Below are 13,355 nucleotides of genomic sequence, written 5' to 3' on the forward strand. Positions count from 1 at the left end.
ATGGCTAAATTAGGTCATCAATATGCACGGGAGTTGATGAGATTAAGCACTGGCTTGTAAGTGACCGTTCGTGACAGGGATGTCACGGTCGAGCCCTCAAGGATGAGTTTATGGCGTGTCACTGGAAAGCCAGTGCTTAATCATTTTCTGATTATTTGCACATTGCCGCACATTCAGTACAGGGTTACTTAGTTGACACAATCAACCAATCTCGATATGGTTGATTAAGTCAACTATATCGAGAGCCTTCTATGCCTTCATTGTCACTCAGTGAAACTTTGCACAGATTAGTGCATGCCTACAAAAAGCAATTGCGTAGCGATATTGCTGCACAAGAGATTGATTTACCTGTCACTCATATCCGTGCCTTGAAGGGGGTGTGTCGCAATCCTGAATCGACAGCCCAGTCTATTGCCCTGCGAATGCAGCGGGATAAAGCACAAATTACCCGTGTTCTTAATGAGCTACAGCAGGGCGGGTTGATCACTAAAATCGATAACCCAAAGGATGGCCGCAGCCAGTTGCTGCGACCCACGGCTGAGGGGGAAAAGATCATGACCCAGATCAGTACCTCAGAACGCAAAACTGTAGCGCGCATGACGCAGGCGCTCAGTTCAGCCGAAGTCGATATTTTTATTAAACTTGCCAATCGGATTAGCAAAAGTGTGGATGAGGCGACTGCCGCCAAAAGTGAAACTGATTGCCTTACTCAAAAAAGACCATCTAGTCAGCCAAAAGATACGGCTGGCAAAGGAGCCATTGAGTTGCGCTTAACGGCAGAAAACGCCATAGGAGAAAATCATAATGAATAAACCTGCACCACGTGAGCTAGAAGTGATCCGCTCCACTTATATCACTCCGCATATGTTACGCATGACCTTAGGCGGTGCGGGATTCGCTGGATTTCCTATTGATCAAGAGAGTGCCTATATTAAGTTGTTATTCCCACAAGCGGGTGAGCGTCCATTAATGCGAACCTACACAATTCGCCAGCAACGCAATGATGAAATTGATGTGGATTTTGTACTGCACGATACCGACGGCCCCGCATCGAGTTGGGCGAAAACGGCGCAGGTGGGCGATATTATTCAAATCGGCGGACCTGGGCTTAAAAAACTGATTAACCTTGAGGCAAATTGGTTTTTACTCGCAGGTGATATGACAGCCTTACCCGCCATTAGCGTGAATCTGGCAAAATTACCAAACAATGCCGTGGGTTACGCTGTGATTGAAGTGCTAAGCGAGGCTGACATTCAGCCTCTCGTACATCCTGAACACGTGGAGCTGCATTGGGTGATCAATCCTGAGGCCGATCCCGAAGGTCGCCCTTTGATCGAGCGAATTGCCCAATTACCTTGGCTTGCTGGCGAGCCCGCCGTATGGATTGCCTGTGAATTTAATAGCATGCGCGCGTTAAGAAGACACTTTAAGCAAGCGCATTCATTGCCTAAGAGTCATTTTTATACCTCGAGCTATTGGAAAATAGGTTGTAACGAAGGTGAGCATAAGCTGGTAAAACAAGAAGATGAACAGTTAGAAAATGGGGCCAGTGTTTAAATCCAGATAAGGTCGCCAAGTTTGACTTAACGACCTTATCTAACCTTTCGCTTATGCCGTTTTTGCTGCTGATGCACCTATTATTGATGCACTTAGGCTACTGGTGAACTAGCTTGCCATTCTTCACCACATCTTTGCAGGGATTCACGCCATAGCTGTAGGCCAACTGCGCCGGTGTGGCGATATCCCACAGACAAAAATCGGCTTGTTTGCCAATGACTAAACTGCCGACGTTATCTTCAATCCCGAGTGCCTTGGCGGCATTTAAGGTGAGTCCTGTTAAGGCTTCTTCTGGCGTTAAGCGGAACAAGGTGCAGCCCATATTCAGCATTAACAGGGTTGAGCAAATGGGGGATGAACCTGGGTTGAAATCGCTGGCGAGCACCATAGGTACGCCATATTGGCGCAGTAAATCGATAGGTGGCTTTTGGGTTTCCCGCAAAAAGTAAAACGCGCCGGGCAGCAGTACGGCGCAGGTGCCGCTTTCACTTAAGGCTTTTACGCCTGCCTCATCTAAATATTCGATATGATCCACAGACTTAGCACCAAGACGTGCGGCCAGTGCGCTGCCACCCATATTAGTTAACTGCTCGGCATGGAGCTTAATCTCTAATCCCGCTGCTTTGGCTGCGCTGAGTACGCGTTCTGTTTGCTCAAGGTTAAAGGCGATATTCTCGCAGAATACATCCACCGCATCGGCAAGATTTTCGGCGATCACTGCGGGTAGCATCTTATTGATAATTAAGTCGACATAGCCGTCGCTATTGTCTTTATATTCTGGCGGAATCGCATGGGCGCCAAGGAATGTGGTCTTCACATCTACGTGGTGATGTTTGCCGAGCTCGCGGGCGACTCGCAGGATTTTCAATTCAGTTTCAGTATCTAAGCCGTAACCCGATTTGATCTCAACCGTAGTCACTCCTTCTTTGGCCAGCGCGTTTAAACGCTGACGGCCGAGTTCAAATAATTCTGCTTCATCCGCTTCGCGGCAAGCTTTAACGGTTGAAATAATGCCGCCACCTGCACGAGCAATGTCTTCGTAACTGGCGCCCTGTAGGCGTAACTCAAATTCATTGGCGCGATTACCGGCAAAGATTAAGTGGGTGTGGGCGTCAATTAATCCTGGGGTGATCCAGCCGCCTTTGCCCCTGTAAACGGGAATTGACAACACATCGAAGGCGGGCAGTTCGCTGCGGGGGCCAAGCCAAGCAATTTTACCATCTTTTACTGCGATGGCCGCGTTGGTGATCGCACCATAAGGTGCTGATACGGAAGGGTCCATTGTGGCTAAGTTAACGTCTATCCAAACCTGATCCCAAGACATGTATTCCCCTCGCTGTGCTGGCAGATGTTAACCAAGTGATTAACGGTTTATTAAATTTATGTGAGCTGGCTTGTATTTACTTGTATATACAAGCTAGGATTGTAGCCGCAATTTTGAACGTTTGAAAGAGTGAATAGTACCTAGATTCTAGCGCTTTATATTGAGGAAATGTTTTGGCTACTCCTAAGTTTGCAGAAATTAAGCAATACATTACCTCCTCTATCGAGTCGGGTGAGTGGGAAGAGCATGCTCGCGTGCCTTCTGAGAATCAGCTTGCCGATTTGTTTACCTGCAGCCGAATGACGGCGCGACGTGCGCTAACCGAGCTGACGGATAGCGGTGTGCTTGAGCGTTCTCAAGGGTTAGGCACCTTTGTCGCAGGGTGTAAATCCCAGTCGTCTATGTTGGCGATCCGCAATATTGCCGATGAGATAAAAGACCGCGGCCACGGCTATAGCGTGCAGCAATGGGTGTTAGAACAAGTCGCGGCGAGTACGAGTATCGCAATTTCCCTTGGGCTTGAGCGCGGTGCAACGGTATTTCATTCGATATTAGTGCATTGCGAGCAGGGCTTACCGTTGCAAGTTGAAGAGCGTTATGTGAATCCCGAGTTAGTGTCCGATTATTTATTGCAGGATTTTACCTTGCAGACGCCCCACGAATATTTATCACAAGTGGCACCGTTGACCGAGGCGCATCACACGATTGAAGCGATTATCGCCAGTGAAGAATTACAGCAAAGGCTCGAAATCCCCGCCACTGAGCCCTGTTTACAGATTTTACGACGCACTTGGTCACGCCAAGGCGTCGTGAGTTTCGCAAAATTAGTTCATCCAGGTAGCCGTTTTAAACTCGGCGGCCACTTAACCTTTAGCAAGTAACGCCAGTGGCGTGATTAACAATGTAAATCAGTAATTTAAATAGCTGTACCCTTATAAGTTAAAAGATAAAAACACAATAAAAACAATAGTGCTAACCCGTATTAGCGACTTAGCACCACAGGTTGAAAGAGGAAAATTCAATGGATAAGCGCCACGACCCAAGCCGCCGCATTATTGCACCGCATGGCACACAATTAAGCTGTAAGAGTTGGCTCACAGAAGCGCCAATGCGTATGTTAATGAACAACTTACATCCCGATGTCGCCGAGCGCCCAGAAGACTTAGTCGTCTACGGCGGTATCGGCCGCGCCGCCCGCGATTGGGATTGTTATGACAAAATCATCGAAGTCTTACAACGCCTCGAAGACGACGAAACCTTATTAGTGCAATCGGGCAAACCTGTGGGTGTATTTCGCACCCACGCAGATGCACCGCGCGTACTGATTGCTAACTCAAACCTAGTGCCACATTGGGCGAACTGGGAACATTTCAACGAGTTAGATAAGCTAGGTTTGGCCATGTACGGCCAGATGACGGCGGGTTCTTGGATCTATATCGGCACTCAAGGCATAGTCCAAGGCACTTACGAGACCTTTGTGTCGGTCGCAAAACAGCACTTTGAGGGCATCTCTAAAGGCAAATGGATCCTCACTGGCGGGTTAGGCGGCATGGGCGGCGCGCAAACGCTGGCGGGCACTATGGCTGGCTTCTCAGTGTTAGCCTGTGAAGTCGACGAAACCCGCATCGATTTCCGCCTGCGTACTCGCTATGTCGACAAAAAAGCTACTTCGCTCGATGAAGCATTAGCCATGATTGAAGAAGCAAACCAAGCTGGCAAGCCTGTATCTGTTGGCTTACTGGCAAATGCCGCCGATGTGTTTGCTGAATTAGTTAAACGCGGCGTTACCCCAGATGTGGTGACCGACCAAACCTCGGCACACGACCCATTAAACGGTTATCTGCCACAGGGCTGGACTATGGCAGAGGCCGCAGCTATGCGTAAAACCGACGAAGCTGCTGTGGTTAAGGCCGCAAAAGCCTCGATGGCGGTGCAAGTACAAGCTATGCTCGATTTGCAAACTGCCGGCGCAGCGACCTTAGATTACGGCAACAACATTCGCCAAATGGCGTTTGAAGTGGGCGTTGAAAACGCCTTTGATTTCCCAGGCTTTGTGCCTGCATACATTCGTCCGCTGTTCTGTGAAGGCATTGGCCCGTTCCGCTGGGTGGCGCTTTCTGGCGATCCAGAAGATATCTATAAAACCGACGCTAAAGTGAAAGAGCTTATTCCGGATAATCCACACCTACACAATTGGTTAGACATGGCACGCGAGCGCATCGCCTTCCAAGGTCTGCCTGCGCGTATCTGCTGGGTCGGCTTAAAAGATCGCGCTCGTTTAGCGTTAGCCTTTAATGAAATGGTCAAAAATGGTGAGTTGTCGGCGCCCGTGGTGATTGGCCGCGATCACTTAGATTCTGGCTCTGTTGCCAGCCCGAACCGCGAAACCGAATCTATGCTGGATGGCTCAGATGCGGTATCCGATTGGCCATTATTGAATGCACTACTCAATACGGCCAGTGGCGCAACTTGGGTGTCTTTGCACCACGGCGGCGGCGTCGGCATGGGCTTTAGCCAACATTCTGGTGTGGTGATTGTGTGTGACGGTACCGATGCGGCGGCAAAACGAGTTGGCCGTGTGCTGTGGAATGACCCAGCGACAGGCGTGATGCGCCATGCCGATGCGGGCTACGAGATTGCGAAAAACTGCGCCAAAGAGCAGGGGCTCGACTTACCTATGCAAGACTAGCCGATGCTAACGACTCAATAACAATAATAACTAAAAGCTTGGAGCTAAAAATATGAAATCTGTGAATCACTTAGTATTAACGCCGGGCAGCTTGAGCCTAGCGCAATTACGCGAAATCAGTCGTCATAAGCTAACACTCGAACTCGCGCCAGAGGCCATTACTGACATCAACACCAGCGCGCAAATCGTGCAAAAAGTGTTGGATGAAGGTCGCACCGTTTATGGCATCAACACGGGTTTTGGCTTGTTGGCCAATACCAAGATAGCGCCCGAAGATCTGCAATTACTGCAACGCTCAATCGTGTTGTCGCACGCCGCTGGCACAGGCCAATACATGCAAGACGCCACAGTGCGCTTGATGATGGTGTTAAAAATCAATTCATTAAGCCGTGGCTTCTCGGGCATTCGTTTAGAAGTGATTAACTTCTTAATCAGTTTAGTGAACGCCGAAGTGTATCCCTGCGTGCCAGAAAAAGGCTCAGTGGGCGCATCGGGCGATTTAGCGCCACTGGCGCACATGTGTTTGCCTATGCTGGGCGAAGGCGAGATGAGCTATCGAGGTGAGTTAATTTCCGCCGCCGAAGGTTTAGAAATCGCCGGCCTTAAGCCAATCGATTTAGCGGCTAAAGAAGGGCTCGCTTTGCTTAACGGCACACAAGCCTCGACTGCGCTGGCGCTGGAAGGCTTATTCCACGCCGAAGACTTGTTTGCGGCGAGTTCAGTGATCGGCGCCATGAGCGTCGAAGCGGCGATGGGCAGCCGTAGCCCGTTCGATTCACGCATCCATGCGGCCCGTGGTCAGAAAGGTCAAATCGATTCGGCCATGATTTTCCGTCATCTATTGGGCGAAGAGTCTGAGATCAGCGTGAGCCATGCAAACTGTGAAAAGGTGCAAGATCCTTACTCACTGCGCTGTCAGCCACAGGTGTTGGGTGCTTGTTTAACGCAAATTCGCCATGCGGCCGATGTGTTAGGCACTGAGGCGAATGGCGTAACCGATAACCCACTGGTGTTCCAAGACACAGGCGATATCATTTCGGGCGGTAACTTCCACGCTGAACCTGTGGCTATGGCGGCGGATAATCTGGCGATTGCGATTGCCGAGCTGGGTTCTATTGCCGAGCGTCGTATCGCACTGTTAATTGATTCTAGCCTGTCGAAACTGCCGCCTTTCCTAGTGAAAAATGGCGGCGTGAACTCAGGCTTTATGATCGCTCAAGTAACAGCGGCGGCATTGGCGTCTGAGAACAAAACCTACGCCCATCCAGCGTCGGTAGACAGTTTACCGACATCTGCTAACCAAGAAGATCACGTCTCTATGGCGACCTTTGCGGCGCGCCGTTTGCGCGATATGAGCGAAAACACCCGTGGTGTACTGGCAATTGAATTGTTAGCGGCGGCGCAGGGTTTAGATTTCCGCGCACCTTTAATGCCAAGTGCTGCAGTGGCTAAGGCCAAAGCCGAATTGCGTGAAGTCGTCGCCTATTACGATAAAGACAGGTACTTCGCACCAGATATCGAAGCCGCGACAGACCTGTTATATACAGCGAGTTTTAACGCTTACCTGCCAGCAGGAACGCTAGCGAGCTTTTAAGCGTTTTAGCTCCGAGTGAGTAAACGACTCAGTCGATGTTGACTCGGTTGAGTTGGGCGTATTGGGGCGCTTTTGCTGAAATACTCACGATTCACTCCCCAATTTGCTAAACATAACTGCTGAAATAAAACAAAACGAAGGCATAAGTGGATTGCTTATGCCTTTTTATTGAGTGTTTCCCCTTTTTAGCTCGATCCTCATCTTTGCCCTTTTGGTGTGTTTAACACCGCCGACTCTGCACTTTTTGCGCTGATCTTTACATTGTCAATTTCAGTGGCTACTTACCCCTCAATAAACCGTCACTTTTGTGTTTTTATCCGCCATCGTTATACACATTTTAATATCTAAAACTATTTTTAATAACCATATGGTTAGGTTGTGGGACAATATGTACCTGCATTTTTAGACAAATTGTCCTTTTGGTATTATTGGGTTTTAACTCTTGAATTAAGTGTTTTTTACATTATTTAAGGTTTTTAATTTCAATATTATTTATTTATTTGGATTTAAGTTTTGTGATTGGTTATTTGCGATCTCGATCTCATGTCATTATTTGTTATCTATTTCCTCTTTAAGGATAATCTTAAATTAAGTGTGGTCTTTAAGTGGCCCCACTCGATCGGTTGCAATCTTTACCACTGCAACCAATAGACTCATAACGACAAGAGTGTGAGAGGACGCAATGAACAGACGCCAGTTTTTTAGACTGTGTGCTGCCGGAGCTGCCACCTCAGCAATTTCTGCGTTGGGATTGATGTCCGAAAAGGCCTATGCGGCCGTTCGGGAATTCAAACTCATTAGCGCGAAAGAAACCCGCAATAACTGCTGCTATTGCTCAGTGGGTTGCGGATTGCTGATGTACAGCAAAGGAAGTAATGGCAAGAACGCCGAACAGAGTATTTTCCATATCGAAGGGGATGCAGACCATCCAGTTAACCGTGGGGCCTTGTGTCCTAAAGGCGCTGGTTTAGTGGATTATGTAAATAGCCCTAATCGGCTTAAATACCCAGAGTACCGTGCGCCAGGCAGCAATGAATGGACACGTATCAGCTGGAGCGAAGCTTACCAACGCATCGCCCGCCTGATGAAAGATGATCGTGATGCTAACTTGATTGAAAAGAATTCTGCCGGGACGACGGTTAACCGTTGGCTTAGCACTGGGATGATGACCTCGTCGGCGATGCCGAACGAAGGCGGCTATATCACCCAGAAATTTGCACGGGCACTGGGCCTAGTTGCAATCGATACTATTGCGCGTAACTGACACTCTCCAACGGTAGCAAGTCTTGCTCCGACATTTGGACGTGGTGCCATGACCAACCACTGGATCGATATTAAAAATTCTAATTTGATCATTATCATGGGCGGTAATGCTGCAGAGGCTCACCCTGTCGGATTCGGCTGGGTTACAGAAGCAATGCAACATAACAACGCTAAACTTTTGGTGGTCGATCCTCGCTTCACCCGTAGCGCCGCTGTGGCCGATTATTATGCGCCGATCCGTTCGGGCACAGATATCGCCTTCCTGCTCGGGGTGATCCGCTATCTTATTGAAACCAAACAAGTGAACTACGACTATGTGAAGGCTTATACCAATGCCAGTTACATAGTGCGCGAAGACTTCTCTTTTAGTGAAGGTCTGTTCAGTGGTTTCGATGAAGAAACAGATAGCTACGATAAAGAGTCTTGGTACTACGAGTTAGACGAACAGGGTTACGCGAAAGTCGATCCTAGCTTCGAGCATCCACGTTGCGTGTGGAACTTAATGAAGCAACATGTAGATCGCTATGACTTTGAAACAGTAAGCAATATTACCGGTACGCCGATTGCGGACTATGAGATGGTTTGCCAGCAAATTGGCAGCACTCATACCCACAATAGGGCTGCCACTTTTATGTATGCCTTAGGTTGGACTCACCACACTAAAGGGGCGCAGAACATTCGCTCTATGGCCATGGTGCAGTTGCTGCTGGGTAACATTGGGGTGTTGGGCGGTGGTGTTAACGCACTGCGTGGTCACTCTAATGTGCAAGGTGCGACCGATATGGGTTTATTGTGTCAAAGCTTGCCTGGTTACTTGAAGTTACCGAGTGAAAAAGACACTGATCTTAAGACCTATCTCGATCGTTACACGCCTGTCGCCTTGCGCCCAGGTCAAACCAACTATTGGCAAAATTACCCTAAATTCTTTATTTCACAAATGAAGAGCTTCTGGGGCGATAACGCCACGGTTGAAAACGACTTTGGTTATGACTGGGTGCCTAAGTGGGATAAACAGTACGACTTTACTAAGCACTTAGACATGGCTTTCCACGGTGAAGTGAATGGCTATATTATCCAAGGGGTTAACGCCATTAACTCTATGCCGAACCGCAATAAGGTACTCAAAGCTCTGAGTAATCTTAAGTACATGGTGGTGCTGGATGCCTTGGCAACGGAAACCGCAACCTTCTGGCAAAACGCCGATGGCTTCAACGAGGTGAATCCCGCTGAAATCATGACGGAAGTGTTCCGCTTACCGACGACGTGTTTTGCTGAGGAAGAAGGTTCCATTGTCAACTCTGGACGTTGGATGCAGTGGCATTGGAAGGGCGCTAACCCGCCGGGTGAAGCCAAGCCAGATGCTGAGATCCTCTCCGGTGTCTTAATGGCTATGCGTGAACTGTACAAACAAGAGGGCGGTAAATTGCCTGAGCCAGTGCAAGCGATAAGTTGGGATTACCACAATCCTTACTCGCCGCATGCCGAAGAAGTTGCTCGCGAGCTTAACGGTAAGGATCTCGTCACTCAGCGTCAGCTCAGTAGCTTCTCTGAACTCAAAGCTGATGGTAGTACTGCTAGCGCCTGCTGGATTTATGCCGGTTCTTGGACCGAAGAAGGCAACTTGATGGCTCGCCGCGACAACCATGATCCTTCGGGTAAAGGTGTCACTCCGGGCTGGGCATTCGCGTGGCCAGCAAACCGTCGTGTGCTGTATAACCGCGCTTCTTGCGATATCAACGGCAAACCTTGGGATCCAAAACGCACTATCGTCGAGTGGGTTGACGGTAAGTGGCACGGTATCGATGTGGGCGACTTCAATATGAAGTTAACACCACAGGAATCCGCTGGCCCCTTCATCATGCAACCCGAAGGTGTGGGTCGTTTCTTCGCCCTTAAATTATTGGCCGAAGGTCCGTTCCCTGAGCACTACGAGCCGATGGAGTCGCCTATTGGGTTGAACCCGTTACACAAGGTCACCAGTAACCCTGCGGTACGTATGTTACCGGGTGTGAAAGAAACCTTAGGTTCACATAAGGACTTCCCTTATGTGGCAACTACTTACTGTGTAACTGAACACTTTAACTTCTGGTCTACGCATGCTCGTTTAGCTGCGATTTCTATGCCTGAAACCTTCGTCGAAATCGATGAAATGTTAGCGGCAGAAAAAGGTATCGCCAATGGGGATTGGGTCACTGTCAGCTCTAAACGCGGCAGCATTGAAACCAAAGCCTTAGTGACTAAACGGCTACAGCCGTTAAAGGTAAATGGCCAGTTAGTCCATACCGTCGGGTTACCCCGTCACGGCAGCCATAATGCGCTCACTCGTAAGAGTTACTCCTGTAACGTACTCACCACGGAAGTGGGGGATGCAAATACACAGGTGCCTGAGTTCAAAGCATTTTTGGTTAACATCACTAAAGCGGAGGGGAGCTGATTATGGCATCACAAGACATTATCCGCCGCTCCGGTACTTCAGCGGTGACGCCTGCGGCAAAGGGGCGTAATTCGTCAGAAAAGGTCGCTAAGCTGTTCGACGCCACTAAGTGTAATGGCTGTAAAGCCTGCCAAGTGGCGTGTTCTGAGTGGAATGATTTACGGGAAGAGGTAGGTACTTTCCAAGGCAGTTACCAAAACCCTATGTCGCTATCGGGCCAATGTTGGACCCTGATGGAGTTCCATGAGGTGATGGAAAGCAACAAGCTGCGTTGGCAATTTACCCACTCGGCCTGTATGCACTGTGCTGACCCTGCCTGCTTAACGGCCTGTTCGACCTCTGGCGCGATTATCCAGCACGCCAATGGTGTGGTGGACTTCGATTCGGACAAATGTATCGGCTGCGGTTATTGCGCCAGTGCTTGTCCTTTCGATGTGCCCAAAATCGATCCTAAGGATAACAAGGCCTACAAGTGCACTATGTGCTCTGACCGTTTGGCTGTGGGATTGGAACCTTCCTGCGTTAAGTCCTGTACCACAGGGGCGCTGCGTTTTGGCACCCGTGAGGACATGTTGTTCTACTCGCAAAAACGGGTCGAAGAACTGAAGGAAAAGGGCTTTGCTAAGGCAGGACTTTATAACCCTGAGGGTGTAGGTGGCACGGGTATGATGATGATATTACACGATATCAATCAGCCCGAAAGCTACAACATGCCCGATAACCCGCAGATCCCACTGTCACTTACTCTGTGGCAGGACTGGGTCAAACCTTTAGGCACTATGGGCATTCTTGCCACTGCCGCCGTCGCTTGTCTGCATAAGATCACCGTCGGTCGCAACATAGTCGAAGAAGACCAACCGGGTTATCAACCGCCAGAGGAAGAGGCTAAGCAGGAAGAGGGGGCCGACAAATGAGCAAGCATGATAAGCAAGAAATGATAGTGCGTCACAAGCTGTTCGATCGCATCTGTCATTGGTTCATTGTGGCGGTTGGCCTAGTGACATTTCTCACTGGCTTTTCCTTCTTCTATCCATCGTTTCAATGGCTTGGGGCGATAGCGGGCACACCGCAATTGGCGAAGTTTATTCATCCAATTGCGGGCTTGATGATGTGCTTACCTCTGATGTTGATGTTGGTGCGTTACTACAAACACAACAAATGGGAAAAGCACGACCTCGCTTGGATGCTCGCCATTAAGGATGTGATGTTCGAGAACGAGGAGAAAATCCCGCCTATCGGCCATTACAACCCTGGGCAAAAGGTATTGTTTCGCGCCTTCGTGCTGACATCTATCACTTTAACGGTGACGGGAATCATCATGTGGCAGCCTTACTTTGCGCCCTATTTCTCAGCCACTGTGGTGGGTTGGGCCATTCTGTTGCACGCCATTTGTGCGCTCATCATGTTGATTTTTGTGATGGTGCATTTTTGGATGGCGACATGGGTGGAAGGGTCGGTTACAGGCATGCTTTACGGCAAAGTCTCTAAGGCTTGGTGCCGCAAACATCACCCTGTGATGTTGGATGAACATTCGGACGTGGAGAAACATTAATGAGTCATACAGCCGAGATACCTCTGGCCCAAGGCAGCGAATCGCCGCTGGAACTTAAACCCTTAAAGGCGGTGGATCCTAACGCTGTGTATCACAGACGGGCGCAGCGTTTGTTGTCGTTGGCCAAGGACTCGCCGCTGGCCGACTACTTTGAGCTATGCCGCCGTGTGGTTGCGATTCAGGCCAGATTGGCGGCGGAGGCTGACTTCGGTCAACTGCTCGCTTGGGGGAAAGATGAGGCGACTCCGCTTTCCCGCTTGGGCTCAGAGGCAGATAGCTATTGGCAAGGACTGCTACAGCAACTGTTAAGTGATTTGTTGCCGCAGGTGGATGAGGATATGGCGCGAGTGCTGCGGTTGTTGATGCAGCAATCTCCAGAACAACTCACCTCGTGGGGTAATGCGTTGCGTCAGGGACATATGAGCGCAGTGCCTGCGCGCTTCAGTTTGTTTATCTGGGCGGCGATGGGGGTCTACTGGTCCCACTGGGCGCCTATGGTGATCAGACGAATAGACCAACGCAAGGTGGCGCAGCAGAGCCTATGTCCGATTTGCGGTTGTCATCCGGTCGCGAGCGTAATCGTGGATGAGCCGAGGGCGGGTCTGCGTTATCTGCATTGCAGTTTGTGTGAGAGCGAATGGCATTACATTCGTGCCCATTGCACTAGTTGTGGTCAGGATAAGGAGATGACCCTTTGGTCATTTGATGATGCCAATGCGCAGGTGCGTATCGAGAGCTGCGACGAATGCCATGGTTACACTAAGATGCTGTTCGTCGAAAAGTCACCGCTGATGGATGTGGCGGCCGACGACTTAGCGACCTTGATGCTCGACAGTGAGCTAAATGCCAAGGGCTTTGGGGCGACCACGGTCAATCCATTGCTGCTGGCCCACGAAACTGAGCAATAACCAAAGTCGGGAAGGGCTCACTGAGTCCTTCCTC

Annotated in this window: 10 protein-coding genes; 9 read left to right on the forward strand and 1 reads right to left on the reverse strand. The window is 49.7% G+C overall.

Features of this window, described 5'->3' with window-relative positions:
* Window positions 1–251 precede the first annotated feature (251 nt).
* Window positions 252–812 (forward strand): MarR family winged helix-turn-helix transcriptional regulator, encoded by a 561-nt coding sequence (locus Q4Q52_RS14815; protein ID WP_311905766.1) that lies wholly within the window; start codon window positions 252–254, stop codon window positions 810–812.
* Window positions 805–1,557 carry a siderophore-interacting protein gene (locus tag Q4Q52_RS14820; protein ID WP_311905767.1) on the forward strand — a complete coding sequence of 251 codons (753 nt, stop codon included), beginning with the start codon at window positions 805–807 and terminating at the stop codon, window positions 1,555–1,557. The genes Q4Q52_RS14815 and Q4Q52_RS14820 overlap by 8 nt, the downstream gene beginning before the upstream one ends.
* Before the next feature lie 97 nt (window positions 1,558–1,654).
* On the opposite strand, the gene hutI is transcribed toward Q4Q52_RS14820, so the two are convergent.
* Entirely contained in the window at window positions 1,655–2,881 is a 1,227-nt protein-coding gene (hutI, locus tag Q4Q52_RS14825) for an imidazolonepropionase (RefSeq protein ID WP_311905768.1), read from the reverse strand.
* A 173-nt stretch (window positions 2,882–3,054) separates the two neighbouring features.
* On the opposite strand from hutI, the gene hutC reads away from it, so the two are divergent.
* The 7 genes from hutC to fdhE all read left to right on the forward strand — a co-directional run bounded on the left by hutC (window position 3,055) and on the right by fdhE (window position 13,321).
* On the forward strand, window positions 3,055–3,762 hold the full coding sequence (hutC, locus tag Q4Q52_RS14830) for a histidine utilization repressor (RefSeq protein ID WP_311905769.1): 708 nt from the start codon (window positions 3,055–3,057) through the stop codon (window positions 3,760–3,762).
* A gap of 140 nt (window positions 3,763–3,902) precedes the next feature.
* Window positions 3,903–5,570, forward strand: coding sequence for a urocanate hydratase (hutU, locus tag Q4Q52_RS14835; protein WP_311990956.1), 1,668 nt, complete (start codon window positions 3,903–3,905; stop codon window positions 5,568–5,570).
* 52 nt (window positions 5,571–5,622) lie between these two features.
* Complete coding sequence (gene hutH, locus Q4Q52_RS14840) at window positions 5,623–7,164, forward strand: histidine ammonia-lyase (RefSeq protein WP_311905771.1); 1,542 nt, start codon at window positions 5,623–5,625, stop codon at window positions 7,162–7,164.
* Between the two features lie 682 nt (window positions 7,165–7,846).
* Window positions 7,847–10,861 carry a formate dehydrogenase-N subunit alpha gene (gene fdnG / locus Q4Q52_RS14845; RefSeq protein WP_311990957.1) on the forward strand — a complete coding sequence of 1,005 codons (3,015 nt, stop codon included), beginning with the start codon at window positions 7,847–7,849 and terminating at the stop codon, window positions 10,859–10,861.
* A gap of 2 nt (window positions 10,862–10,863) precedes the next feature.
* Window positions 10,864–11,775, forward strand: coding sequence for a formate dehydrogenase subunit beta (gene fdxH / locus Q4Q52_RS14850; protein ID WP_168826883.1), 912 nt, complete (start codon window positions 10,864–10,866; stop codon window positions 11,773–11,775).
* Window positions 11,772–12,413, forward strand: coding sequence for a formate dehydrogenase subunit gamma (locus tag Q4Q52_RS14855; RefSeq protein WP_011982054.1), 642 nt, complete (start codon window positions 11,772–11,774; stop codon window positions 12,411–12,413). The genes fdxH and Q4Q52_RS14855 overlap by 4 nt, the downstream gene beginning before the upstream one ends.
* Entirely contained in the window at window positions 12,413–13,321 is a 909-nt protein-coding gene (gene fdhE, locus Q4Q52_RS14860) for a formate dehydrogenase accessory protein FdhE (RefSeq protein ID WP_311990958.1), read from the forward strand. The genes Q4Q52_RS14855 and fdhE overlap by 1 nt, the downstream gene beginning before the upstream one ends.
* The last annotated feature ends 34 nt before the right edge of the window (window positions 13,322–13,355 follow it).

It is taken from the genome of Shewanella sp. SP1S2-4 (genome assembly GCF_031932075.1).
GTDB classification, from domain to species: Bacteria; Pseudomonadota; Gammaproteobacteria; order Enterobacterales; family Shewanellaceae; genus Shewanella; species Shewanella baltica.